Source organism: Shinella sedimenti, assembly GCF_022601905.1.
GTDB lineage: Bacteria > Pseudomonadota > Alphaproteobacteria > Rhizobiales > Rhizobiaceae > Shinella > Shinella sedimenti.
In genome coordinates this window covers 395,917-419,825 of record NZ_JAKVIN010000001.1, presented here as the reverse complement: position 1 = coordinate 419,825, position 23,909 = coordinate 395,917, and the positions used below count along the sequence as shown (strand labels likewise).

22 protein-coding genes are annotated in these 23,909 nt (G+C 63.8%); 9 read left to right on the top strand and 13 right to left on the bottom strand.

Annotated elements, in window-relative coordinates; all coding sequences use genetic code 11:
• Window positions 1-7 precede the first annotated feature (7 nt).
• Window positions 8-502, bottom strand: coding sequence for a MarR family winged helix-turn-helix transcriptional regulator (locus tag MKI86_RS02150; protein ID WP_306424433.1), 495 nt, complete (start codon window positions 500-502; stop codon window positions 8-10).
• A 227-nt stretch (window positions 503-729) separates the two neighbouring features.
• Between MKI86_RS02150 and MKI86_RS02145 the strand changes: the two genes are divergently transcribed.
• From MKI86_RS02145 to secD, 4 genes are all read left to right on the top strand, one after another.
• Window positions 730-1,998, top strand: a complete 1,269-nt coding sequence (locus MKI86_RS02145) for a metallophosphoesterase family protein (RefSeq protein WP_241596475.1) — start codon at window positions 730-732, stop codon at window positions 1,996-1,998.
• 1 nt (window position 1,999) lies between these two features.
• Window positions 2,000-5,464, top strand: coding sequence for an ATP-binding protein (locus MKI86_RS02140; RefSeq protein WP_241596473.1), 3,465 nt, complete (start codon window positions 2,000-2,002; stop codon window positions 5,462-5,464).
• Window positions 5,465-5,603: 139 nt separating this feature from the next.
• Window positions 5,604-6,026, top strand: coding sequence for a hypothetical protein (locus tag MKI86_RS02135; RefSeq protein WP_241596471.1), 423 nt, complete (start codon window positions 5,604-5,606; stop codon window positions 6,024-6,026).
• A gap of 104 nt (window positions 6,027-6,130) precedes the next feature.
• Window positions 6,131-8,668, top strand: coding sequence for a protein translocase subunit SecD (gene secD / locus MKI86_RS02130; RefSeq protein ID WP_241596468.1), 2,538 nt, complete (start codon window positions 6,131-6,133; stop codon window positions 8,666-8,668).
• Window positions 8,669-8,705: 37 nt separating this feature from the next.
• On the opposite strand, the gene MKI86_RS02125 is transcribed toward secD, so the two are convergent.
• The 8 genes from MKI86_RS02125 to hutI form a co-directional block, all read right to left on the bottom strand.
• Window positions 8,706-9,830, bottom strand: a complete 1,125-nt coding sequence (locus MKI86_RS02125; RefSeq protein WP_241596466.1) for an NAD(P)/FAD-dependent oxidoreductase — start codon at window positions 9,828-9,830, stop codon at window positions 8,706-8,708.
• Between the two features lie 80 nt (window positions 9,831-9,910).
• Window positions 9,911-10,867, bottom strand: a complete 957-nt coding sequence (locus MKI86_RS02120; RefSeq protein ID WP_241596464.1) for a LysR family transcriptional regulator — start codon at window positions 10,865-10,867, stop codon at window positions 9,911-9,913.
• 141 nt (window positions 10,868-11,008) lie between these two features.
• A complete protein-coding gene (locus tag MKI86_RS02115) occupies window positions 11,009-11,785 on the bottom strand; it encodes an ABC transporter substrate-binding protein (protein ID WP_241596462.1) in 777 nt (258 codons plus the stop codon).
• Between the two features lie 123 nt (window positions 11,786-11,908).
• Entirely contained in the window at window positions 11,909-12,496 is a 588-nt protein-coding gene (locus tag MKI86_RS02110; RefSeq protein ID WP_241596460.1) for a HutD/Ves family protein, read from the bottom strand.
• Complete coding sequence (hutU, locus tag MKI86_RS02105) at window positions 12,496-14,172, bottom strand: urocanate hydratase (RefSeq protein WP_241596458.1); 1,677 nt, start codon at window positions 14,170-14,172, stop codon at window positions 12,496-12,498. The genes MKI86_RS02110 and hutU overlap by 1 nt, the downstream gene beginning before the upstream one ends.
• A 16-nt stretch (window positions 14,173-14,188) precedes the next feature.
• Window positions 14,189-14,989, bottom strand: coding sequence for an N-formylglutamate deformylase (gene hutG / locus MKI86_RS02100; protein WP_241596456.1), 801 nt, complete (start codon window positions 14,987-14,989; stop codon window positions 14,189-14,191).
• 1 nt (window position 14,990) lies between these two features.
• The gene (gene hutH / locus MKI86_RS02095; protein WP_241596454.1) at window positions 14,991-16,526 is read right to left on the bottom strand and encodes a histidine ammonia-lyase; all 1,536 of its coding nucleotides are present in this window, start codon (window positions 16,524-16,526) and stop codon (window positions 14,991-14,993) included.
• Window positions 16,527-16,567: 41 nt separating this feature from the next.
• Window positions 16,568-17,791 (bottom strand): imidazolonepropionase, encoded by a 1,224-nt coding sequence (hutI, locus tag MKI86_RS02090; protein ID WP_241596450.1) that lies wholly within the window; start codon window positions 17,789-17,791, stop codon window positions 16,568-16,570.
• A 104-nt stretch (window positions 17,792-17,895) separates the two neighbouring features.
• Between hutI and MKI86_RS02085 the strand changes: the two genes are divergently transcribed.
• The 4 genes from MKI86_RS02085 to MKI86_RS02070 all read left to right on the top strand — a co-directional run bounded on the left by MKI86_RS02085 (window position 17,896) and on the right by MKI86_RS02070 (window position 20,970).
• The gene (locus MKI86_RS02085; RefSeq protein WP_241596447.1) at window positions 17,896-19,242 is read left to right on the top strand and encodes a formimidoylglutamate deiminase; all 1,347 of its coding nucleotides are present in this window, start codon (window positions 17,896-17,898) and stop codon (window positions 19,240-19,242) included.
• Window positions 19,243-19,320: 78 nt separating this feature from the next.
• The gene (gene hutC, locus MKI86_RS02080) at window positions 19,321-20,076 is read left to right on the top strand and encodes a histidine utilization transcriptional repressor HutC (protein ID WP_370879864.1); all 756 of its coding nucleotides are present in this window, start codon (window positions 19,321-19,323) and stop codon (window positions 20,074-20,076) included.
• Window positions 20,077-20,295: 219 nt separating this feature from the next.
• The gene (locus MKI86_RS02075; RefSeq protein WP_241596442.1) at window positions 20,296-20,559 is read left to right on the top strand and encodes a hypothetical protein; all 264 of its coding nucleotides are present in this window, start codon (window positions 20,296-20,298) and stop codon (window positions 20,557-20,559) included.
• 81 nt (window positions 20,560-20,640) lie between these two features.
• The gene (locus MKI86_RS02070) at window positions 20,641-20,970 is read left to right on the top strand and encodes a hypothetical protein (RefSeq protein WP_241596439.1); all 330 of its coding nucleotides are present in this window, start codon (window positions 20,641-20,643) and stop codon (window positions 20,968-20,970) included.
• 158 nt (window positions 20,971-21,128) lie between these two features.
• Here MKI86_RS02070 and MKI86_RS02065 read toward each other — a convergent pair whose 3' ends face one another.
• Complete coding sequence (locus tag MKI86_RS02065; protein WP_241596437.1) at window positions 21,129-21,278, bottom strand: hypothetical protein; 150 nt, start codon at window positions 21,276-21,278, stop codon at window positions 21,129-21,131.
• 22 nt (window positions 21,279-21,300) lie between these two features.
• Window positions 21,301-21,558 carry a PepSY domain-containing protein gene (locus MKI86_RS02060; protein WP_241596435.1) on the bottom strand — a complete coding sequence of 86 codons (258 nt, stop codon included), beginning with the start codon at window positions 21,556-21,558 and terminating at the stop codon, window positions 21,301-21,303.
• 137 nt (window positions 21,559-21,695) lie between these two features.
• Here MKI86_RS02060 and MKI86_RS02055 point away from each other — a divergent pair, with 137 nt between their 5' ends.
• Window positions 21,696-21,968, top strand: coding sequence for a hypothetical protein (locus MKI86_RS02055; protein WP_370879863.1), 273 nt, complete (start codon window positions 21,696-21,698; stop codon window positions 21,966-21,968).
• On the opposite strand, the gene otsA is transcribed toward MKI86_RS02055, so the two are convergent.
• Together otsA and MKI86_RS02045 are read right to left on the bottom strand one after the other, a co-directional pair.
• Window positions 21,958-23,382, bottom strand: a complete 1,425-nt coding sequence (gene otsA / locus MKI86_RS02050) for an alpha,alpha-trehalose-phosphate synthase (UDP-forming) (RefSeq protein WP_241596433.1) — start codon at window positions 23,380-23,382, stop codon at window positions 21,958-21,960. The two genes, MKI86_RS02055 and otsA, sit on opposite strands and share 11 nt — an antisense overlap.
• A gap of 222 nt (window positions 23,383-23,604) precedes the next feature.
• Window positions 23,605-23,868, bottom strand: coding sequence for a sunset domain-containing protein (locus MKI86_RS02045; RefSeq protein ID WP_241596432.1), 264 nt, complete (start codon window positions 23,866-23,868; stop codon window positions 23,605-23,607).
• Between the last annotated feature and the right edge of the window lie 41 nt (window positions 23,869-23,909).

Here is a 23,909-nt window from a genome sequence, read left to right as displayed (position 1 = left end):
GTTCAAACTAGACGGCGTCTTGCAGGGAACGCTGGGGCGCGGCGTCGAATTCGCCGGCACGCTTGTCTCTTTCTCTTTGCAGCTCGTCGGTCTTCTCGCTGAGACAGCGGATGATTTCCTTCATGTGCTGCTTCTGCTCTTCGGTCAGTGCACTGAAGATGGCCTCGATCGTCTTGTGCTGCGGCTGCTGGGCGGCAGAAATGACCGTGCGGCCCATATCCGTAATCGAGACGATCTTGGCACGGCGGTCCTTCGGATCGGGTTCGCGCATGACCAGCTTGTCACGTTCGAGACCGTCGATCGCTTCCGTCACCGTCCTGGGTGCGAAACCAAGAGCGCAGGCGATATCCGTCGACCGCTGCGGGCCCTGACATTCGAGAAGAAGCAGGAACTTGCTGCGGGCGAGCGACACACCTTCGTCCATCATGCACTCGTTCACCAGGCGGCTGACCTGATGGTAGAGTTTGAACATGCCCTGAGAGATTTCTATCGTGCTACTCATGAGGGGAAATATAGGTATTATGAGGTACCATGTCAAATGATCACGAAGTTTTTCGGATAATTTGATCATATATATTGAACGATGACTGTAAATGCGAACGGTCAGCTTAAATGCCGCTTTTCAGGGATTTTCCCGACTTGGTCGTAACATGATGATTTCCGCTGCATAACGCCGCCGGCGCCTCCGCAGGCATTGACCCCGCTGGACGCGGAGGCGATTGTCCGGCCATGTCTTTCCGCTTCATCCACACCGCCGATCTGCATCTCGATTCGCCGCTGACATCGCTTGCGCTGCGCAATGCCGAGCTTGGCGATCTGGTGCGCGGCGCAACGCGCAAGGCGCTGGAACGCATTGTCGATCTGGCGCTGGGAGAGGCGGTCGATGCCGTGGTGATCGCCGGCGACCTTTATGACGGCTCGCAGACCTCCATGGCGACTGCGCTCTTTCTGATGGAGCAGATGCGACGGCTGGAGACGGCGGGCATTCGCGTCTTCGTCATTCGCGGCAATCACGATGCGCAATCGCAGATTACCCGCGAGCTGACCTTCCCGCCGAATGTTCATGTCTTCGATGGCCGCGGCCGGCCTGTGCTAGCAGGCACGCTGGAGAACGGCCGCGAGGTGCATATGCATGGTGTGAGCTTCGCCAATCCGCACGCGCCAGCCTCGCTGCTGCCGACCTATCGCGCGCCCGTAGCCGACGCCATCAATATCGGCGTGATGCACACGAGCCTCGCCGGTGCCAGCCGTCATGACCCCTACGCGCCGGTCGGCATCGCTGATCTCTCCGGTCACGGTTTCGACTATTGGGCGCTCGGCCATATTCACCAGCGGCGGGTGCATGCGCAAAAGCCCTGGATCGTCATGCCCGGCAATCCGCAGGGCCGCGATATCAATGAGGCCGGGCCGAAGGGCGTCACCCTCGTCGATATCGATGACGACGGCACGATCACCTGCGAGGAGCGCGCCGTCGCTGTTGCCGTGTTCGAGCGCATCGCCGTGGATCTCTCCGATATCGATGACTGGAGCGGCATGCTCGACCGGGTGGAGGCTGTACTTGGTGCGGCACGCGCTGGGGCCGGTGGTGCGCATCTCGTTGCACGCCTGCTCCTGACGGGGGCGACGCCGCTCGCATGGCGCCTTCGCCGCGACGAGGACTTGCTTCTGGCCGAAGCGCAGAACCTCGCAGCCTCGCTTGGCGAATGCTGGATAGAAACCGTCGAGCTTTCCGTGACGGTGCCGGCGGCAGCGACGGGCGGTGATGCCGGGCCGGTAAGCGAGCTTTCGCGGCTGATGCATGAAAATGTCGTGGAAAGCCACGCCTACCGCGAGGACCTGCGCGAGGCGCTGAGCGATCTCCTGCGCCAGCTGCCGAAGGAGGCGCGTGGCCTGCTTGCCGCGGACGAGGCGGCCGAGGAAGCGCTGCTTTCCGAACTGGCGCTGACGGGCGCCGACGCCGTGCTTGCCCGCCTCGGCGGCGAGGGCGGGAGGACATAGGATGCGTCTCGACCGTCTTGATCTCGTCCGCTACGGCAAGTTCACGGACCGCAGTCTCGACTTCGGCGCTGCGCGGCCGGGCAAGCCGGATTTCCATCTCGTGCACGGCCCCAACGAGGCCGGCAAGTCGACGCTCTTTTCCGCCTATCTCGACCTGCTCTTCGGTATCGAGAAATCCAGCGCCTACGGCTTCCTGCATCCCTATTCGCTGATGCGTGTCGGCGGTCTGCTTTCGATCGGCACTTCGCAGCAGGAAGCCTATCGGCTCAAGCGTAACCAGGCGTCGCTCGTGACCGCCGACGACCGGCCCTTGCCGGACGGGCTCTTCGCCTCCGTGCTCGGCGGCATGGACCGCCACGCCTACCGCACGATGTTCTCGCTTGATGACGAAAGCATCGAAAAGGGTGGCGAGGACATTCTGAAAAGCGAGGGCGAACTTGGCGCGATGCTGTTTTCCGCCAGTTCCGGCCTGTCCGACATGGCCTCCGCGCTGGCGGGGCTGAAAGCGGAGGCGGATGAATTCTATCGTCCTTCCGGACGCAAGCACGGACTTTCCAATCTCAAGGCCGAGATCGAGGCGCTGGCGGTCGAGCGTAAGGCGCTCGACGTCGCCGCCCGCGACTACGGCGTGCTCATGCGCGAACGCGATGCGGCGGCCGGCCGGCTCGAGGCCGCGACGGCGGCCCGCACCAGGCTACGCGGCGCGCTGGTCGAGGTGGAGCGCAGCCTTGGCGCGCTGCCGTCGCTGCGCCGCCTGCGGGCGCTGCGAGCCGAACTGGCTGCCTTCGACCTTGGCGATTCGCCGCCGCCGGGCTGGCGCGGCCTGCTGGGCGAACTGGCGCGGGAAGAAGCGGAGATCGCGGCTCGCATGGAGCATCTGGAGCGCGAGCGCCACAGGAGCGGCGACGAGCGCGACGCCCTGCCGGAGGATCACGCGATTCTGCATGCCGAGGCCGATATTCTCGCGCTGTCCGGTTCCGCGCTGGAAGCCCGTTTCCGCACTGCCGGAATGGACCTCGCTGCGCGCGAGGCCGATCGCGACCGGCTGGAGGCGACGATAGCCGATGCGCTCGTAGCACTTATGCTGGCGCCGAACACCGATCCGGCCGATCTTGTTCTGCCCGTCGGCCTCGCCGACCGGCTGATGAAACGTCTCTCGCGCCGGGCGACATTGGCGGAGCGCGCCGAGATGGCGAAGCGCGAGCATGCGGATGCGCAGAAGGCGTTGGATGCTTTCGGCGGGGACGCCGGGATGGTTGAGGGCGAAGCCGGTGGCGACGCTGCATTGCAGACCACGCTTTCCACCGCACTGCGTGCCGCCCGTGCCAACGACCTGTCGGGACGGCTGCGTGCTGCGCGGCGCCTTGCCGCCGTCGCCGCCCAGGAAGCGGATAATGCCATGGCGCATCTTCTGCCCTGGGACGGCACGCCGGACGCCTTGCGTCGGCTTGCCGTTCCCGCCGCCGGCGATGTCGATGCCCTTCGCAGGCGCAGCGAGGCTGCTGGCGAGGCACACCGCCGCCAGCACGAACAGATCGCCGCCGCCAGCCTTGACGTCGCCTCCGCCAAGGCGAAGCTCGATGCCCTGCTGGCGGTGACAGGCGCCGTGAGTGACGAGCAGACCGAGCGTCTGCGGATTGCCCGTGACGCTGCATGGCATGCCCATCGCGCGCGTCTCGACGCTTCGACGGCCGATGTCTTCGAGACGGCGATGCGCGATGACGACCGCGCGACGGAGCTGCGGCTGCGCAACGCCGACCGCCTGTCCGAAATCCGCCTGCACGAGCGCGCCGGTGCGGAAGCCGCCGCGCGCCTTGCCGTTCTCATGGAGGAGGCGGGGCGGCTGGAGCAGGGGCAGCGGGATGTCGAGGCCGATATTGCCGCGCTTGCAGGTGGGCTGGGTCTTGCGGAAAGCCTGTCGCCGTCCGAGGTGCTGGCATGGCTGGAGCGTCGGACGGCAGCGCTTGCGGCAGCCGACGATCTTGCCCGCTGCAAGGTCGAGGCTGATATTGTCGGCGCTGAGGCACAGGCCCTTGCCGAACGGCTCGCCCCGGCACTCGGCGTCGACGCGGACGAGATGCCTTTCGACGAACTGCTCGTTCTGGCCGAGGATCTGTTGGAGGCGCTTCGCGCGTCCCACGCCGCGCGGCTGGCCGCCGTGGATGCTCTCACACGGGCGCAGGCGGACGTCGAGGCGCGGCGGCTCGCTGAGGACGAGGCGGCGGCCGACCTTTTGGCATGGCTGGACGCCTGGAATGCGGATGTTGCGGGCACCTGGCTTGCAAGCGATACGGCCGGCGACGAGCCCGACCGGCTGGCCGTGCTGCTGCCGGCCCTTCAGGCGCTTGCCCAGAATATCGAGCGCAGGGGCGAGCTCGATCACCGCATCGCCGCCATGCGCCGCGATCAGCAGGATTACGCGAACCGAGCCCGCAGCCTTGCCGAACGGCTGAACGAACCCTTCGACGAGAACGATTGCCTTTCCGTCGTCGCCGGTCTTTCCCGTCGCCTTGGCGATGCCAGGAACATGCGCGAACGGCGGGAGGCCATCGACAAGACGCTGGCGCGGCTCACGGAAGAGGAGGGGGCGCTGGAGGAACGGCGCGCCGTGCTCGCCGCCCGCCTCTCGGAAATCTTCACCGTCCTTGGCTGCGACAATCTTGCGGAGGCAGCAAGCCTTCTCGAAGCCTATCGCCAGCGGGATGATGTGCTCTCCCATGTCACGGATGCCGCGCGCAGTCTCGTGGAGCAAATGCACACGGATACCGTCGATGAGGCGGAGGCGCTGCTGGCGGCGGTGGACGGCGACCAGCTCCAGGCGGAAAAGGCCGATCTCGCCGTGCAGCTCGATGCGCTCGACAGCGAGGTGCAGGAACATCATCTGGCGCGTGTGCGGGCCGACGAAGCGCTCGCGAAGGTCGCCGGCAGCGACGAGGCGGCGGCGCTGGAGGAAAGGCGCCGCACCGCGCTGATCGAGCTTGCGGAAAAATCCCGCCGGTATCTGGCGACCCGCGCCGGAATCATGGCGGCAGAGCAGGCCTTGCGCCTGTACCGCGAACGCCACCGCAGCGCCATGATGCAGCGGGCTTCCGACACGTTCCGCGATATCACCGGCGGTGAATATGCCGGGCTGTCCACGGTGCTTGAAAAAGACGGCGAGTTCCTCGTGGTCAATGCCGCCGCCGGCGGCTCGAAACTCGCCAAGGATCTCTCCAAGGGCACGCGCTTTCAGCTGTATCTGGCGCTGCGTGTCGCCGGCTATCACGAGATTGCCGCCAGCCGCGAGATCGTGCCCTTCATTGCCGACGACATCATGGAGACCTTCGATGATCGCCGGGCGCTGAACACGCTCAGGGTGATGGGTGATATGGCGATGGGCGGGCAGGTGATTTATCTCACCCATCACCAGCATCTGCGCGATCTTGCGCGCGAAGCCTGCCCGGATGTCACGATCCATGAACTGTGAGGGCTGAAACGTCGGATCGTCAAGGAAGCGTTAACGCCGCGAACTTGACTTGGCGGGCCGTAAATGGTTCTTGGCGCACCATCGGCGCCGCTGCGAAGCCTGCTTCGCGTCCGCAATGCGTGGAGAAAAACGGACGGGCATGACGATCAGGACCGGGAAAGACTGGACGGCTTGGGAGCGGGGTTTTGCACCCGTCGGCTTCCTTGTGCTGTTCTTCACCCTGTTCCTGTCGCAGTTTTTCCTGCCTGAGAACACGCCCACCGCCGCACATCCGCAGCCGACAGCCGCCGAAGGCGGCGTCGCACCGTCGCCGCTATCCACCTCCGCTGACGACCTTTGGTTTCCCGCGAGCGGCCATGCCGAGCGGCGGGTCGCCAAGGCCAAGGCCGGTCTGCCCGAGGGCGATGCCGGCGGCAAGGCATTGCTCTCGGCGAGCGGTGCGTGGCTCTATCCCTTCGAAACCGCTCTCGATGTGGTTTTTCACGCTGCTGACGATGTGGCGCCGGCTCGCTCCGGCCACAGCGCCTTCCGCAGTCGTGCGCCTCCGGCCCTTGTTGCCTGAGGCTCCGTGGCGCTGGCCGCGCCGCGCCATTCGATAAATACCGCTCCCACGGACGGCGCCGGCTTTCAGTCGCGCCTTTCCGGCAGTCGAACTGGAACAAACCCATGAAAACTTCCAAATGGGCACTGATCGTCTCGACCCTTCTCATCCTCTTCGGGATGCTTGCGGCCGTGCCGAACGTGCTGACGCCTGAACAGCAGGCGAAATACGGGCGCTACCTGCCCGCCAACCCCGTCACGCTCGGGCTAGACCTGAAGGGCGGCTCTCACCTCGTTCTGGAGGTGGATTCTGCGGCCCTGCGCAAGGCGCGCATGGATGCGCTGCTGAACGATACGCGCGCCATCCTGCGCACGGCCGGCGAACGCGCCTCCGCCGCGCGCCTGAACGGCACGACGCTGACCGTGACGCTGCCCGACCAGGCCGCCCTCGACAAAGTCCTGCCTGAAGTGCGCAAGCTCGCCACGCCGACATCCACGCTCGGCTTCGGCACCGGTTCCTCCGATATTGATGTGGCGACCAGCGGCCAGGTGATCAACGTCACGCTGACGGAAGCCGGTATCAACGAGCGCATGTCTGCCGCCGTTGAGCAGAGCCTTGAGATCATCCGCCGCCGCGTCGACCAGGTGGGCGTTGCCGAACCGCTCATCCAGCGTGTCGGCGGCGACCGCATTCTCGTCCAGCTGCCCGGCCTTCAGGACCCGACGCGTCTTCGCCAGCTGCTCGGCTCGACCGCGCAGATGAGCTTCCACATGGTCGACCAGACCGTAGATCCGAACGGGGTCGCGCCGCGTGGCGTGATGATCCTGCCCGGCGCCAACGACAATAACAAATACGCCGTCGAAGAGCGTGTCGCTATTTCGGGCGACCGTCTGGCCGATGCCAAGGCCGGCTTTGACCAGCGTACGAGCGAGCCGATCGTTTCATTCAGCTTCGATTCCACCGGCGCACGCCAGTTCGCGGAAATCACGCAGGCCAATGTCGGCAAGCCTTTCGCCATCGTTCTCGACGGCAAGGTTCTGACCGCGCCCGTCATCCGCGAGCCGATCATCGGCGGCCAGGGCCAGATCTCGGGTAACTTCAACCCGCAGGAAGCTACCGTGCTTTCCGCGCTCCTGCGTTCGGGCGCGCTGCCCGCACCGCTCACCATCATCGAAGAGCGCACCGTCGGCCCGAACCTCGGTTCGGACTCGATCCGCATGGGTCTCTACACCGGCCTTGCCGGCCTTGCCGCCGTCGTGGTCATGATGCAGGTGCTTTACGGTTCCTGGGGCCTCATCGCAAATCTCGGCCTCGTGCTGCACACGATCCTGACGATCGGCCTGCTTGGCATTCTCGGCTCGACGCTCACGCTGCCGGGCATTGCCGGTATCATCCTCGGCATCGGCATGGCGGTGGACGCCAACATCCTCATCAATGCGCGTATCCGAGAGGAAACCGCGGGCGGGGCAGGCGCCATGAAGGCGCTCGATGTCGGCTTCAACAAGGCCTATGCGACCATCGTCGATGGCAATATGACGACCATGGTCGGCATGATCCTGCTCTTCATGTTCGGCTCGGGCCCGGTGCGCGGCTTCGCCATCACCATGATCATCGGTCTGGCGATCTCGATGTTCACTTCGATCACCTTCGTGCGCTTCCTGATGCGCGAGGCGGTGATCTGGCGCAAGATGAAGAAGATCGAGATTCATTCGATCTTCGGCAAGACCTGGAGCATACCGACTTTCTCCTTCATGCGCGGCCGCTATATTGCGATTGCCATGTCGGCGTTCATCTCGACGAGTTCCATCATCCTGTTCTTCACGCCGGGCCTCAATTACGGCATCGACTTCGTCGGCGGTATCCAGGTTGAAGCAACGTCCAAGACGCCGATCGATCTGGGACCGCTGCGCTCCAAGATGGAGGGCCTCAACCTGGGCGAAGTGGCGTTGCAGGAATTCGGCCAGGGCACGTCGGTTCTCGTGCGCGTCCAGCGTCAGCCGGGCGGCGAGGAGGTGCAGACTGCAGCCTTGCAGAAGATCCGCGACGGTGTCGCCGAAGTCATTCCGGATGCCAGCTTCGAGCGGACGGAAGTGGTCGGCCCGACGGTCAGTACCGAACTTGCACGCTCCGGCTTCCTCGCCGTGGGCCTCGGCATGGTGGCGATCCTGATCTACATCTGGTGGCGCTTCGAGTGGCACTTCGCGGTGGGCGCCATCGCGACGCTGATCCTCGATATCACCAAGATGATCGGCTTCTTCGCGCTGTTCCAGATCGACTTCAACCTGACGGCCATCGCGGCCGTGCTGACGCTGATCGGCTATTCGGTCAATGACAAGGTTGTCGTGTATGACCGCATGCGAGAGAACATGCGCAAGTACAAGACGATGCCCTTCTCGGATCTGATTGATCTGTCGATCAACCAGGTGGTCATGCGATGCATCTTCACCTCGGTTGCCGTTGCCGCCTCGCTGCTGCCTATGGCGATCTGGGGTGGCGACACGGTCAAGCCCTTCGCCTGGCCGATGCTGTTCGGCGTCATCGTGGCGACGACCTCGTCGATCTATATCGGCGGTCCGATCCTCCTCTTCCTCAACCGGTACTGGAAGGATCGCAGCGCAACCCGCACGGCCGGCACGCCCGGAACGCCGGCTGCGGAAGCCTAAGATACAGAACGGGCGCCCTTGAGGCGCCCGTTTCGTTTCAGGGGAAGCGTCGAGGACTGAAGGTCTCGGCCCCGATACCCTCGCGGATGAGCGGTTCCGGCATGGGGCGTTCCGTCAGCAGCGCTGCGGCAAGACTGCCGAGTGCCGGGGAGGTGAGGATGCCGTAGCCCCCCTGACCGGCGAGCCAGAAGAAACCGGGTTCATCCTTGGCGTAACCGACGACCGGCAGATGGTCGGGTGCAAAGCTGCGCATGCCGGCCCAGCTCTTGAAGACGCGGCGCACGTCGAGCGTCGTCGCTTCCTCGATATAGTGGGCGGCATAGGCGATATCGAGTTCCTCCGGCTGCACGTCGCCCGGCTCGCAGGGCGTGGCATCGGCGGGAGAGGCGAGCAGGCGGCCGCCTTCCGGCTTGAGGTAGAACGTATCCTCGATCTCGTTGATTTCCGGCAGTGCATTCGCGTCTGTCCCTGCCGGCAGATCGACCGTGATGGCGGTGCGCCGATGGGGCACGATGCCCATGGGCGCCACGCCGGTGAGCTCGGCGACCGTATCAGCCCAGCCGCCAGCCGCATTGACCAGAACGTGGGCGCGGATCGTCTCCTCGTTCGTCTCGATCAGCCAGCTTGCTCCTGTTCGCTTCGCCGATGTCAGCTGTCGCTTCTCAAGGATCCGGGCACCGTTGCGGCGTGCTTGTCTTGCATAGGCCTGCAACAGCGCATCCACCTCGATGTCCCAATAGTCAGGGTCGAAATAGGCGGCGGCGATATAGGACGGGTCGAGGAGAGGTGCGCGGGCCAGTAGGGCGGCCTCGTCGAGCCATTCGACGGTAACGCCGAGCGCTCTGGCCGCTTCGAAACGCGCCTTGACCAGAGCTTCCTTGCCTTGCGTGCCGATCAGGATGCTGCCGCGCGGGATAAGGAGCGGAACCGCAGCGAAACTCTCCGGCGGCGCCATCATGAAGGCATGGCTGGCCCGGGCCAGCGCGTTGACCAAAGGCGGGTTGTCGCGCAGCGTGAATTCCGCGGCCGAGCGCCCGGTGCTGTGATAGCCGAGCGCTTCCTCCTGCTCCAGCACGACGACGGAGCGGTGCGGGCTAACGAAATGGGCAAGCGAAAGGCCGGCAATGCCGCCGCCGATGATCGCGATGTCGAAAGTCTGCATGCCGTCCTCCAGCGTTCGTGCACAGGAAGCCGTAAGCAAGCCGCCGGCATTCTTCAAATTTATAGATGTGAAGGTGGATATCAGTCGGATTGATGCGGTTCGCCCCAGTGCCACGCGGGCACATCGGCCATATGGGCGAGGAAGGCGCGTTCCGCCGGGTTGAGTGTCGAACCGGGATTGGTGATGCGGAACGTCTCGGCCACGGGAAGCGCATCATAGGGCGGCAGTTGCCAGAGGTTGCCGGCAGCGACGGCTGGTCCCGTGAGGTGCAGCGGCAGCATGCCGATACCGGCATTGGCCACCACCAGCCGCAGCACTTCCTCGACGTTGAAGGCGAGGGCACGCACCTGCTGGCCGAAAGAGCCGATGGCACGCACGGCCGTTACCGGTCCCATATGCGGCCCGCCGAGCACATCGGCAAGGAAACTCACATAGGGTTCGCCGCGCAGATCCTCCAGCCGGACATCTGGCACGCCGAACAGCCGATGGTCCCGGCCGCAAAAAAGCGCGTAGTGTTCGTAGCAGAACGGCGTCTTTTCGAGCTCCGGCGGAATGATCCCGTCGGACAGGCCGAGCGTTGCAACGCCGCGTTCAACCGAGCGGATGACATCCGTCGTCGTTTCCACGGTCACGCCCACCGTGACGCGCGGATGCAGCCGGAAAAAATCGGCGATGGCACGATCCCAGGCCGGGTTCATGGCGTGGCTGACGGAATGAATCGTGATGTGCCCGGCAATGTCCTCGCCGGAGGTCTCCATCGCCTCGGGCAGGCGCACGATGGCGGAGAAGATGTCGTGGCAGAGATCGTGCAGCCGCTCTCCGGCTTCCGTCAGCTCGAAACGGCCGGGGCTGCGGTCGATGAGTCGGTGGCCGACGGACTGCTCCAGCCGCTTCAAAGCCATGCTGACGGCAGGTTGCTGCAAAAGAAGCCGGTTCGCCGCCCGCGTGATCGAGCCTTCCTCGACCACCACGACGAAAGTTCGAAGCAGGTTCCAGTCGAGATTGTGGGCGAAGCGTTCGAGACGGTTGATCGGCATAGCCCTAGCTAGGACGGTGGGCTGGAGAATGGCAAGCGGCTTTTGTGCTGAGACTGCCCCTCATCCCGCTGCCGCGACCTTCGCCCCGCAAGCAGGGAGAAGGTGCCGGTAGGCGGATGAGGGGCGTTAGCCTCCCTTACGTCACTTCATCGTATAGATGTCGATGGAGAAGTACTTGTCGTTGATCTTCTGGTAGGTGCCGTCCTCGCGGATGGCCTTGAGCGCGGCGTTGAGCTTCTCGCGAAGATCGTTGTCGTCCTGGCGGACGGCGATGCCGACGCCTTCGCCGACGAACTTCGGATCGGTGATCGGCTTGCCGATGAGTTCGCAGCAGGCCTTGCCGTCTTCGTTCTTGGTGACCCAGTCGAGAAGCGGGATCATGTCGCCGACCTGGAGGTCGAGACGCCCGTTCGCCATGTCGAGGTTTACCTCGTCCTGTGTCGGATAGAGCTTGATATCCGCATCGGGATAGACCGCCGCGACATAGTCGCCCTGGGTCGTGCCGGACTGCGCGCCGATCGTCTTGCCCTTCATGCCCTCATTCGTGAAGTCGGTGATGCCGGCGCCCTTGGGCGCGGCATGGGTCATGGCGGCAAGATAATAGGGATCGCTGAAAGCGACCTGCTTCTTGCGCTCCTCGGTGATGAACATCGATGCGATGATCATGTCGTATTTCTTGGCGATGAGACCGGGGATGATGCCGTCCCAGTCCTGCGCCACGACCTCGCATTCGACCTTCATCTTCTCGCAGAGCGCAAGGCCGATCTCCACATCGAAACCGCCGAGTTTGCCGGTGGAATCCTGGAAGTTGAAGGGCGGATAGGCGCCCTCGGTGCCGATCTTCAGCGTCTCGGCAGAAGCCTGTCCGCTCATCAAGGCAGCACCGGCGAGAGCCAGCGCAAGCAGCGTTCTTTTCATGGTCGTTCCCCTGTTGTGATTGTGACCTGGCGTGACGGTAGCGCGCACACCTGCATAAACGAAATAGATAGCCATGATATTAGCTATCATTTCAGCTTATGCGCATGACACGGCCGAGGCCTATCAGGAAGGCGTGTGGGGAAGGATGCGGATATCGTAGAACGTGGCCTGATCGCCCGCCGGGATCACCTCGATCTGCATATTGACGTCGATCAGCAGTGCATCCAGTGGCTGGAGACCGACAAGGCCATCGGGCGTGGCGACGCCGAGTGGATCAAGCGGCAGCAGCAGGCGCGTCCCGCACGCGGCGGCAAGTGTGAATGACCCGTCTGCGGTATGGCGTGAGAGAGTATGCTCGAAGTGGCCACGCCGGGTCATCACGTTGAGGTCGGTGATCGGGCCGCCCGTCAGGCGGGCCGTCGTCGGCGCGTCGGCGGGGAAGGCCAGCGGTTCGGAGGACGGCGTCAGCAGCCTGTCGCCGAACCCGTCGATGGACAGCGCCATGCCGTCACCCGACAGGACTGTCAGCGTGCGGTCGATGCCGGGAAAAACGGAGAACGGCCCGTCGCTCGCGACCGTCGCCATGCTGACACGCCAGCCGAAATCGGTAAGGCCCGCACCTTGCGGATGCACGAAGACCTCGACCGTCTCCCCGCCGCCGTTCTTCCACGGCATGCGGCGATGGTCTGCGTTGCGCAAGAGCGTTGCCATCAGTTGCCCAGAATGCCGGGCAGGCGCAGGCCCTTTTCCTTCGCGCAGTCGAGCGCGATGTCGTAGCCGGCATCGGCATGGCGCATGACGCCGGTCGCCGGATCGTTCCACAGGACACGACCGATACGTTCGGCGGCGTCATCCGTGCCGTCGCAGCAGATCACGACGCCCGAATGCTGCGAGAAGCCCATGCCAACGCCGCCACCGTGATGAAGCGACACCCAGGTCGCGCCAGAGGCGGTGTTGAGAAGCGCGTTGAGCAGCGGCCAGTCTGACACGGCGTCCGAGCCATCCTTCATCGCTTCCGTCTCGCGGTTGGGCGAGGCGACGGAGCCCGAATCGAGATGGTCGCGGCCAATGACGACGGGCGCCTTCAACTCGCCATTCCGGACCATTTCGTTGAAGGCGAGGCCGAGGCGGTGGCGGTCACCGAGCCCGACCCAGCAAATGCGCGCCGGCAGGCCCTGGAAGGAAATGCGCTCTTTCGCCATGTCCAGCCAGTTGTGCAGGTGCTTGTTGTCGGGCAGCAGTTCCTTCACCTTGGCGTCGGTCTTGTAGATGTCCTCTGGGTCGCCCGACAGCGCGGCCCAGCGGAACGGGCCGATGCCGCGGCAGAACAGCGGGCGGATATAGGCGGGCACGAAGCCCGGGAAGGCGAAGGCGTTTTCCAGGCCTTCGTCCTTGGCGACCTGGCGGATGTTGTTGCCGTAGTCGAAGGTCGGGATCCCCATATCCTGAAAGGCGATCATGGCTTCGACATGCTCGCGCATGGAGGCGCGGGCGGCCTTTTCGACGGCCTTCGGGTCGCTTTCGCGCTTTGCCTTCCACTCGGCCATCGTCCAGCCCTTCGGCAGGTAGCCGTTGATTGGGTCGTGGGCGGAGGTCTGGTCCGTCACCATGTCGGGGCGGATGCCGCGGCGAACCATTTCCGGCAGGATTTCGGCGGCATTGCCAAGCAGGCCAACGGACTTGGCCTCGCCGGCCTTCGTCCAGCGGTCGATCATGGCGAGCGCCTCGTCGAGCGTTTCGGCCTTCTCGTCGATATAACGGGTGCGCAAGCGGAATTCGATGGAATCGGGGTTGCACTCCACGGTAAGGCACGACGCGCCGGCCATGACGGCGGCGAGCGGCTGGGCGCCGCCCATGCCGCCGAGGCCGCCGGTCAACACCCACTTGCCCTTGAGGCTACCGCCATAATGCTGGCGGCCGGCTTCCACGAAGGTCTCGTAGGTGCCCTGAACGATGCCCTGCGAGCCGATATAGATCCACGAGCCGGCCGTCATCTGGCCGTACATGGCAAGCCCCTTCTTATCCAGCTCGTTGAAATGGTCCCAGGTGGCCCAGTGCGGCACGAGGTTGGAATTGGCAATGAGCACGCGCGGCGCATCCTTATGCGTACGGAAGATGCCGACGGGCTTGCCGGACTGCACCAGGAGCGTCTCGTTGTCTTCGAGATCGCGCAGCGAGGCGACGATCCTGTCGAAATCCGCCCAGGTGCGGGCGGCGCGGCCGATGCCGCCGTAGACGACCAGTTCGTGCGGGTTCTCTGCCACATCGGGGTCGAGATTGTTCATCAGCATGCGCAGCGGCGCTTCGGTCAGCCAGCTCTTGGCGGTGCGCTCGGTACCGGTGGCGGCACGGACCTCGCGGATATTGTGGCGGGGATTATCGGTCATGGCTGCGTCTCCCGGATCAGTGTGGAAGGGTGGCGGCAAGCGCCGCGATGCGGTGGAGGATGTCTTTGAGGTGGACCCGCAGCCGCGCGGCCTTGTCTTCGTCATAGGCGAAGGGCGGGGCCTCGGTCGCAAGGTGGCTGATTTGCGCCAGTTCCATCTGGATGGCGTGCACGCCCGTTTCCGGCCTGCCGTAATGGCGCGTCGTCCACCCGCCCTTGAAGCGGCCGTTGAGGACGCTCGTATAGCCCTCAGCATTGGCGCAGACCTCGTAGGCCGCTCTTTCGATTTCGCGGGCGCAAGTCCGTCCCATGTCGGTGCCGACGTTGAAACCCGGCAGCCTGCCTTCGAACAGGAAGGGAATAAGCGAACGGATCGAGTGGCAATCGTAGACGATTGCCACGTCGTGGATCGCCTTGATGCGCTCTATCTCTGCGGCAAGGGCTGCATGATACGGCGCGTGGAAATTGGCGAGCCGGTCTGCGATATCTGCCTCTGTCGGTGCCTGCCCGTCCTTCCAGATCGGCTTGCCATCGAAATCCGTTTCCGGAACAAGACCGGTCGTGTTCTGGCCGGGATAGAGGCTGACGCCGGCCGGATCACGATTGGCGTCAATGACATAGCGGTGGAATGTGGCGCGCACCGTCGTCACGTTCGGCAGCAGGCCGTCGTAGAGACGTTCGATGTGCCAGTCGGTATCGGCGAGGATGCGGCCGTTGTCGTTCAGGCGTTCCCATATGGCGGCGGGCACGTCGGTGCCCGTGTGCGGGAAGGCGAGGATGAGGGGCGAGGTGCCCTGGTGGGTCTCGAACACCGCCATGTCAGCCCCCCAGCACCGGCAGAATGCCCTTGGTGACGGAGGCGGCGAGCGCGCCGGACGACACGAAGGTGCCGGCGGCGCTGAGATCCGGCGCCATGTAGCGATCCTCTTCCAGCGTGGCGACGACGGTACGCAACGCGGCGACGACCTTCTGCAGCTCCGGGCTGGTGACGAGGGGCGCACGGAATTCGACCCCCTGCGCGGCCGTCACGGCTTCGATGCCGACGATTGCGGAAAGGTTTTCCGTCATGCGCAGCAGGCGACGGGCGCCGTGGCAGGCCATGGAGACGTGGTCTTCCTGGTTGGCGGAGGTCGGCGTCGAGTCGACCGAGGCCGGGTGCGCCATCTGCTTGTTCTCGCTCATCAGGGCGGCAGAGGTCACTTCCGCGATCATCAGTCCCGAGTTGAGGCCCGGCTTTTTGGCGAGGAAGGCCGGCAGGCCGAAGGAGAGGGCAGGATCGACCAGAAGCGCAATACGGCGCTGGGCAATCGCGCCGATCTCGCAAACGGCGATCGCGATCTGGTCTGCGGCGAAGGCGACCGGTTCGGCGTGGAAGTTGCCGCCGGACACCACGCTGTTGTCGGAGAGCACCAGCGGATTGTCGGTGACCGCATTGGCTTCGATTTCAAGCGTGCGGGCGGCCGAACGCAGGAGATCGAGGCAGGCGCCGTCGACCTGCGGCTGGCAGCGGATGCAATAGGGGTCCTGCACGCGCTCGTCGCCGGTGATGTGGCTCTCGCGGATGACGGAGCCGGCGAGCAGCGCCCGCAATGCCGCCGCGGCATCGATCTGGCCCTGATGGCCGCGCAGCGTGTGGATATCGGGATGGAACGGTGCCGACGAACCCATCGCGGCGTCCGTCGAAAGCGCGCCGGTCACAAGGGCAGCCTGGGCGGCGCGGTGGGCGCGAAACAGGCCGGCAAGCGCCAACGCCGTCGAAACCTGCGTGCCGTTGATCAGCGCCAGGCCTTCCTTGGCGGCCAGCACGACCGGCTTGAGGCCGGCCTTTTCGAGGGCCGCGCCGCCCGGCAGCCGCTTGCCGGCATGATAGGCCTCGCCTTCGCCGATCATCACGGCCGTCATATGGGCGAGGGGAGCGAGGTCGCCCGACGCACCGACGGAGCCCTGTTCGGGAATGACGGGGATGACGCCCTTTTCCTGCATGGCTTCGATGAGGCGGACGATCTCGATGCGCACGCCCGAAGCGCCGCGGCCGAGCGAGATGAGCTTCAGCGCCATGATGAGGCGCACGATGTTTTCGGCAAGCGGTTTGCCGACGCCGCAGCAATGCGAGAGAATGAGGTTGCGCTGGAGTGTGGCGACATCCGCCGGGGCGATCTTGATGGAGGCGAGTTTGCCGAAGCCGGTATTGATGCCGTAGACCGGCTCGTCGCCCGCGGCGATCTCGGCAATTCGCGCGGCGGCTCTTGCGATGCCGGCGTCGAAGGATGCATCGAGACGCGTGGCCTCGCCGGTCCAGTAAAGGGTCTCAAGGGTTTTCAGGGGCACGGAGCCCGGGTGAAGCGTGATCGTCATGGTTCATTCCCCGATGCAGCACTGTGCTGCGCAAAGAGCGATTATTGTCCGCTGCGGACGCGGGCATGCATGGGATTGAAGCCCATGCGGTAGACCAGTTCCGCCGGCCGGCTGATGTCCCAAAGGACGAAATCGGCCCATTTTCCGGTCTCCAGCGTTCCTACTTCATCGACCAGGCCGAGCGCGCGCGCGGCCTCGCGCGTCGTGCCGGCAAGGCACTCCTCGACGGTCATGCCGAACAGGGTCGCGGCCATGTTCATGGTGAGGAGAAGCGAGGTCAGCGGCGAGGTGCCGGGATTGCTGTCGGTGGCGACGGCCATTTTCACGCCGTGCTTGCGGAAAAGCTCGACCGGCGGCTTCTTCGTTTCACGGATGAAATAGAAGGCGCCCGGCAGGATGACGGCGACGGTGCCGGCCTTCGCCATGGCCGCAGCACCGGCATCGTCGGTATATTCGAGATGATCGGCCGAAAGCGCGCCATAGCGGGCGGCAAGTTCGGCGCCATGCAGGTTGGAAAGCTGGTCGGCATGGAGCTTGACCGGCAGGCCATGAGCCGTTGCCGTGTCGAAGACCCGTGCCATGTCCTCGGGCGAGAAGGCGATGCCCTCGCAGAAGCCGTCGACGGCGTCCGCCAGTCCTTCGGCTGCGACGGCCGGCAGCATTTCGCCCACCACCTTGTCGATATAGGCCGTCCTGTCGCCGTTCATTTCGGTTGGAAGAGCGTGTGCCCCGAGGAAGGTCGTGCGGACCGTGACATCACGCTCGTCGGCGATGCGGCGCGCCGCACGCAGCGACTTCAGCTCGTTTTCGGTATCGAGTCCATAGCCGGACTTGATCTCCACCGTCGTCACGCCCTCGGCGATCAGCGCATCGAGACGGGGCAGCGTCTGGCGCACCAGTTCGTCCTCGCTCGCCGCGCGCAGCGCCTTGACCGAGGAGACGATGCCGCCGCCTGCCCGTGAGATCTCTTCATACGAGGCGCCGGCGAGGCGAAGCTCGAATTCCTGGGCACGGTCGCCGGCATGCACGAGGTGGGTGTGGCAGTCGATCAGACCCGGCGTGATCCAGCGCCCCTCGCAATCCACGGTCTCTGCGCCGGCGAATGCGGCGGGCAGCGCCGACTCAGGGCCGGCGAAGGCGATGCGGCCATCTTCAACGGCAATCGCGCCGTTCTCGATGATGCCGAGCCCGGGGAAGCGTTCATCAAGCGTGGCAAGATGCGCATGGCGCCAGACGCGGGGCTTGTCCTTTTCCGATGTCGTCATCGCGATTGCCTCTTCCCTGTGAGGGCTATAATGTATATACATAATGATGAGGCGCGCAAGGGTCAATTTGACGCCGCGCACGAGAGGCAGCGAACGAGGGAACAATGTCCGTCATTCACGCAAGGCAGGCGCTGCTTACGGGCGGCTGGGCGAAGAACGTGCGGCTGCACATCACGGCGGGTCGTATCGAGGCGCTGGAGACGGACAAGGCACCTGAGGCCGGAGACGAACGGCACGACACGATCGTTGCCGGCATGCCGAACCTGCACAGCCACGCCTTCCAGCGCGGCATGGCCGGGCTTGCCGAAATGCGCGGGCCGGGCAGCGATTCGTTCTGGAGCTGGCGCAACGTCATGTACCGGTTCGCGCTCTCCATGACGCCTGACGACGTGGAGGCCGTTGCCGCCCAGCTCTACGTGGAAATGCTGGAAGCCGGCTTCACCCGCGTTGGCGAATTCCACTACCTGCACCACGACAAGGACGGCCGTCCCTATGCGGATATCGCCGAAATGGCTGCCCGCATCGTAGCGGCTGCGTCGGCAACCGGCATCGCGATGACCCTGCTGCCGGTGTTTTACGCCCATGCCGGCTTCGGCGGGACCGTGCCGGGCGAAGGGCAACGCCGGTTCATCAATGATCGCGATTCCTTCGCTCTGCTGCTGGAGCGATGCCGTGCGCTGACGGACACGATGCCGGCCGGCATCACCGGTGTCGCCCCCCACAGCCTGCGCGCGGTGACGCCGGACGAGCTTTCCGCCGTCGTCGCCATGGCGGGCAAGGCGCCGGTTCACATTCATATCGCCGAGCAGGTCAAGGAGGTCGAGGACTGCATCGCCTGGTCTGGACGTCGGCCGGTGGAATGGCTGCTCGACAGCCAGCCTGTCGATGGCCATTGGTGTTTCATCCATGCCACGCACATGACGGAGACCGAAACCGCCGGCATGGCAAGGGCCGGTGTCATTGCCGGCCTGTGCCCCGTCACCGAAGCCAATCTGGGGGACGGCACGTTCCCGGCGGCCGATTTCCTCGCTGCCGGTGGGCGGTTCGGCGTTGGCTCCGATTCGAACGTGCTGATCGGTCTGCCGGATGAATTGCGCCAGCTCGAATACTCGCAGCGTCTTGCTCATCGCGCCCGCAATGTGCTGGCGACGCCCGGCGGCTCGACAGGCCGCGCGCTGTTCGACGGCGCGCTGTCAGGCGGTGCCGCAGCACTCGGTGCCGCTTCTGGCATCGCGACCGGCCAAGCGGCGAATTTCGTCAGCCTGAAGGCACGCCATGGTCTCGATCTGGAGGGCGATGCGCTTCTCGACGGCTGGATCTTTGCCAATGCCGCGATGGTCGATTGTGTCTGGGTGAACGGCCAAAAGCGGGTCGAAGCCGGATGCCACGCAGAACGTGAGGCGATCGGCCGACGCTTCGCATCTGTCATGCGCGCGCTCGCCGCCGTCTGAGCGCATATTGAAAGGCGGGACGGCCTTTTCTATGACATTGAAAGACCGGCGAATCTGCGTCCGGCAACGGAGATGCGCATGTCCACCGGCGAGGAAAGCCTGGAAGCTGGGGCCAAAACCCCCTCCTTGCATCGCCGCATCCTGGAGGATGTGGAGGGCAGGATTCTGTCGGGTGAGTGGCCGCCCGGCCATCGCATCCCCTTCGAGCATGAGCTGACCGAACAGTACGGGTGCTCGCGCATGACGGTGAACAAGGCGATCATCGAACTGGTCAAGCGCGGCCTGATCGAGCGCCGGCGCAAATCCGGCAGCTTCGTCACCCATCCCCATGCGCAATCCGCAGTGCTGGAAATCCACGACATCCGCCTGGAGGTGGAGCAACTGGGACTGCCCTATCGCTATGAGCAGCGCGCGCGCCTCGACCGTCCCGCAAGGGCCGCTGACCGGCGCCTGATGGATCTGCCGGAGGCGGCACGGGTGATCGAAGTCATGGCGCTGCATTTTGCAGGCGCCCAACCGTTCTGCCTGGAGGAGCGTCTCATCAATCACGCCGCGGTGCCGGAGGTTGCAAACGAGACCTTCGGCGACATCGCCCCGGGTGCATGGCTGATCAGCCGCGTGCCCTGGAGTGCTGCCGAGCATCGTATCCGCGCCGTTGGCGCTGATGGCCGTGTGGCCGGGCTTCTCGCTATCGCGCCGGGCACGCCGTGCCTTGTGGTCGAGCGCCGCACCTGGAGCGGCGGTCTCTACGTGACCCATGTGCGGCTCACCTATCCCGGTGAAAAGCATGAACTCGTTGCCGAATTCGCTCCGACGCATCCCAAGCTCGCCTGATAAGAAGCCGTGGGCACGCTACGGAATGGGTGGACGCACGGCGCCTGCTCTGTCAGAACAATTTCAGGAACGCGACTGCCGGTAGTTTTAGATCGGGGTCGGGCGATCGATTGACGTCACGTCGCTGCCGCGAGATCACGCAGGCCGTTCCTGCCCTAATTTCCTTCGATCACGCGAGCCGGAGCGCACGATCCGGCATCGCCTCCAGGACGAGCCGCCATGACCAAGAAGCCCAAGCTGGAACATTCGGAGCTCTCCGGAGAATACACCGAAGACGATATAACGGTGCTCGTCGATATCTACCGCCCGGCCGGCACGCAGAACGACTGGAAGCTGGAAGTCGTCACCCAGAACGAAGATCTGTTTGAGTGGGACGAACCCTTCGCCACCGATCGCGAAGCCTTCGACGAGTTCCTCGCCACCATCGCCCGCGACGGCATTCATTCCTTCCTCGAGGAAGACGATATCCCAACGACACACTAGGCCGCATCCGCCGGGGAACATTTGCTCGGTCGCCGTATTATCTCCTGCATGCGGATTGACCGCCAAACGAGGAGATAAAACATGTACTTGAAACTGGTAACCGTAGCGGCTGCAGCTGCATTCATGAGCGTTTCTGCCTACGCACAGTCATCCGGCGGCGAAGCCGATAACTCGGCTGTGAATCAGGCTGCCGGCGATAATCATCAGGTCTGGTCGGGTGCGACCGGCGAAGTCTTCTTTAGTGACTCCACGAACAAGACGATGCGCCCGCAGGCTGAATGGTCGGATCGCTGGACAAAACTGTCGGACGATCAGCGCGCGGAAGTGAAGCGCAAGTGCGACGCCGCTTCTCAGACCAACAAGGACGACGCGAACGCCGGTGCGATCTGCCAGTTCGTGAACGCAAAGTAATATACACATACGCCGCCGCCGTACTCCGGCGGCGGCGTATGCAATTTTTATGATGGTTTGTTTGTTGTCTTGCGTTTGTGATGCAGGGTGATTGCTATTAGGTAACAGTATTTCGCTACTGCAGCGGGGTGGCCCGCCCTTCTATCCCATGGTCGAGATTACTGGCCATTTGATTCGGCCGCTGCATCGGTCACGATCTCAGCGTTCGCTCCCTGGCTTTTAAGCACCGCGAGGCTCAGAACCGAGCCTATGATGACAACGAAGGTGAGGATAAGCCCCAGTCCAGTCGGGCTGAATCGCATCTGCATCTTTTCTCCCGACGGTGGTTGTTTAGCGATGCTCGACGGGTTTGCCCATCGGATCGACATTGACCTCAACACGAGCCTTGTCGCTCGTGTGGTAGACGATTTCGTAGTAACCTTCATCTTCCCATGACATCTCGTCCAGACGGGCGAAATCCGGCCGTTGCTCGATCATCGCCAAGATTTCCGAGGGCTTCTTGCCTGCTTCGGGTGTCGGTTTGTCGGCCTGCTGGGCGGCGGCGGGAAAGGCTGCGAGAAGGCCAATAAGGATGACGGCTCTTTTCATCGTTCACACTCCATTTCAATTGCAGACACGAAACGACCTGCGTGGGATGAAGTTCCACAAGGGGCGCGCAGAACGCAAATTCTGGCTGGCCCGGAACCTATCAAAGCGTTCCAGATTAGAGACGAAAGGATGCTCTGATGTTTCATATCGCCATGTTTTCGATCTTCGGCTGTGCCGCACTCCTTGCGTCATCGTCCGCCTTTGCACAGGGGTTAACCCCGGTGCCTGGCAGCATTACCTATAATGGCCAGCCTCATACGAAACTGACCAGGGCGCCCATCGGCAGTACTTTCAGCCACAGTCTGACCGACGCGGTGACGGGGCAGCAATATGTTGAGATTTATCGAATTGCGCCGGACCGTTCGCTCGAGATCGTGAGCCGGCGCCTCTACGGTCCCGTCAGCAACTGACCCGTTTCAAAGCGGGCTGTTCATTACTCGCAACCTCGCCGTTTCCGGCGAGATCTCCGAGAAAAGTATCGCACCAGGTGAACACGTTGTTTTCGCGCAGCGTCGTCATCATGCCTCTCCAGCGCGCCTGACGCTCTTCAAGCGGCATGGCAAGGCTGCGCGCGATGACGTCGGCGGTTCCCTCGACATCGTAGGGATTGACCAGCACCGCTTCCTTCAGTTCATGGGCAGCGCCTGCGAAGCGTGAAAGAAGCAGAACGCCGGGATCATCCTCGTCCTGCGCCGCGACGAACTCCTTGGCGACAAGGTTCATGCCGTCGCGAAGCGGCGTCACGAGAGCCACCTTGGCCATGCGGTACAGGCCCGCGAGAGCGGGCCGGCGCAGGGAGCGGTTGACATACCGGATGGGCACCCAGTCCACCGTGCCGAGCGCCCCGTTCACGCGCCCTGCCTGTTCCGCGACCGTTTTCTGCATCGCCTCGTATTCCGGCACCTCGGAGCGCGATTTCGGCGTGATCTGCAACAGGGTGACCTTGCGCTGATAATCAGGATGCCGCGTCAGAAACGTCTCGAAGGCATCGATGCGCTGGGTGATGCCCTTGGAATAATCAAGACGATCGACGCCGATGATGAGTTCCTTGCCGTCGAGGCTCTGGCGCATGCGCTTGTGCAGCGTGGTGTTGGCCGCCTGGCGCGCCAGTTTTGTGAATTCGTCGGTCTCGATGCCGATCGGGTAGGGCCGTGCGATGAAGCTGCGACCTGCGGCGGTGAAAGCCTCCTTGCCGAGTCGCTCACCGATATCCTGCCGCGACAGGCATTCCGCGAAATTCTCGCGATCCTGGCGGGTCTGGAAGCCGACGACATCATAGGCAGTCAGGCTCTTTAACAATTCGTCATGAACCGGCATCGCCAAGAAAACGTCCGGCGCCGGCCATGGTATGTGCAGGAAGAAGCCTATCCGGTTTTTCACGCCTTGTCGGCGAAGTTCCTCCGCAAGGGGAATGAGGTGGTAATCGTGGATCCAGATGACATCGTCCTTCTGGATCAGCGGAAGCAGGCGGCTGGCGAAGAACTGGTTGACGCGAAAGTATCCCGTCATCTCCCGGCGGCCATATTCGGCAAGGTCCAGCCGATAATGGCAGATCGGCCAAAGCACGCGATTGGCGAAACCCTGATAATATTCCTCGACGTCCAAATCCGTGAGATCGGTCAAGGCGTATTCGATATTGCCGTCCTTGAGCATTGTCAGCGGCCCGACGGGCTCGTCACTGCATATCTTTCCCGACCAGCCGAGCCACAACCCGCCGCGCGCGGCCAGAGCCGATTGAAGCGCGACAGCCAGGCCGCCGGCGGACGCTGCCCCGCTCTTTGAGGGAAGAGGGACGCGATTGGAAACGACGATGAGACGACTCATGAGCTTTTGAACCATGTCTGGGCTGGCCCATCGCTCGGCAGGAAAACCTCCGGAAGGCAATCCATGATGACGGCACGACCGCGCCAGGAAGAGGCAGGCCAGCAGATTTCATATTGCAATGCAGTATGAACACGCCGGTGCCGATTTGGTTCCGAAAAAGAAAGACCGGCGCTCGGTCCGCCAGCCACCCAGGACCAACGGCAAGTGCTGCGGGCAATGGAATCAGTAGCCCGCGCGGCGCCAGCCGGCAGCCTGTGCTTCGGCTTCCGTACAGAACCACCGCTCGCCCCTGCCGTAGCTGATTTTGGTGTCCTGATAATAATGCTGGCCGGGTACATGGTAGATCCGAGCGCCACCATTATAGGAGATGTTGCCCTTGATATTGCAGGCGGGATCGTAGGCTTCGCGCGGAATGAGTGCGTGTCCGCCCGCAGCAAGGAAGCTGGCGATCGAGGCGCCGGCAACGAGATAGGTGAAGTTGCTCATGCCGCCACGATAGACGAAAGGTGTTTCGCGGCGATGTAATG

What these genes read in the sequence shown, in the direction of transcription:
- MKI86_RS02125 (WP_241596466.1), bottom strand. Translation starts at nt 9,830, where the DNA reads ATGCAGACTTTCGACATCGCGATCATCGGCGGCGGCATTGCCGGCCTT.
- MKI86_RS02060 (WP_241596435.1), bottom strand. Translation starts at nt 21,558, where the DNA reads ATGAAAAGAGCCGTCATCCTTATTGGCCTTCTCGCAGCCTTTCCCGCC.
- MKI86_RS02120 (WP_241596464.1), bottom strand. Translation starts at nt 10,867, where the DNA reads ATGCCGATCAACCGTCTCGAACGCTTCGCCCACAATCTCGACTGGAAC.
- MKI86_RS02115 (WP_241596462.1), bottom strand. Translation starts at nt 11,785, where the DNA reads ATGAAAAGAACGCTGCTTGCGCTGGCTCTCGCCGGTGCTGCCTTGATG.
- secD (WP_241596468.1), top strand. Translation starts at nt 6,131, where the DNA reads ATGAAAACTTCCAAATGGGCACTGATCGTCTCGACCCTTCTCATCCTC.
- MKI86_RS02085 (WP_241596447.1), top strand. Translation starts at nt 17,896, where the DNA reads ATGTCCGTCATTCACGCAAGGCAGGCGCTGCTTACGGGCGGCTGGGCG.
- MKI86_RS02055 (WP_370879863.1), top strand. Translation starts at nt 21,696, where the DNA reads ATGTTTCATATCGCCATGTTTTCGATCTTCGGCTGTGCCGCACTCCTT.
- hutG (WP_241596456.1), bottom strand. Translation starts at nt 14,989, where the DNA reads ATGGCGGTGTTCGAGACCCACCAGGGCACCTCGCCCCTCATCCTCGCC.
- MKI86_RS02045 (WP_241596432.1), bottom strand. Translation starts at nt 23,868, where the DNA reads ATGAGCAACTTCACCTATCTCGTTGCCGGCGCCTCGATCGCCAGCTTC.
- MKI86_RS02110 (WP_241596460.1), bottom strand. Translation starts at nt 12,496, where the DNA reads ATGGCAACGCTCTTGCGCAACGCAGACCATCGCCGCATGCCGTGGAAG.
- MKI86_RS02150 (WP_306424433.1), bottom strand. Translation starts at nt 502, where the DNA reads ATGAGTAGCACGATAGAAATCTCTCAGGGCATGTTCAAACTCTACCAT.
- otsA (WP_241596433.1), bottom strand. Translation starts at nt 23,382, where the DNA reads ATGAGTCGTCTCATCGTCGTTTCCAATCGCGTCCCTCTTCCCTCAAAG.
- MKI86_RS02145 (WP_241596475.1), top strand. Translation starts at nt 730, where the DNA reads ATGTCTTTCCGCTTCATCCACACCGCCGATCTGCATCTCGATTCGCCG.
- MKI86_RS02065 (WP_241596437.1), bottom strand. Translation starts at nt 21,278, where the DNA reads ATGCAGATGCGATTCAGCCCGACTGGACTGGGGCTTATCCTCACCTTC.
- MKI86_RS02135 (WP_241596471.1), top strand. Translation starts at nt 5,604, where the DNA reads ATGACGATCAGGACCGGGAAAGACTGGACGGCTTGGGAGCGGGGTTTT.
- hutC (WP_370879864.1), top strand. Translation starts at nt 19,321, where the DNA reads ATGTCCACCGGCGAGGAAAGCCTGGAAGCTGGGGCCAAAACCCCCTCC.
- hutH (WP_241596454.1), bottom strand. Translation starts at nt 16,526, where the DNA reads ATGACGATCACGCTTCACCCGGGCTCCGTGCCCCTGAAAACCCTTGAG.
- MKI86_RS02070 (WP_241596439.1), top strand. Translation starts at nt 20,641, where the DNA reads ATGTACTTGAAACTGGTAACCGTAGCGGCTGCAGCTGCATTCATGAGC.
- hutI (WP_241596450.1), bottom strand. Translation starts at nt 17,791, where the DNA reads ATGACGACATCGGAAAAGGACAAGCCCCGCGTCTGGCGCCATGCGCAT.
- hutU (WP_241596458.1), bottom strand. Translation starts at nt 14,172, where the DNA reads ATGACCGATAATCCCCGCCACAATATCCGCGAGGTCCGTGCCGCCACC.
- MKI86_RS02075 (WP_241596442.1), top strand. Translation starts at nt 20,296, where the DNA reads ATGACCAAGAAGCCCAAGCTGGAACATTCGGAGCTCTCCGGAGAATAC.
- MKI86_RS02140 (WP_241596473.1), top strand. Translation starts at nt 2,000, where the DNA reads ATGCGTCTCGACCGTCTTGATCTCGTCCGCTACGGCAAGTTCACGGAC.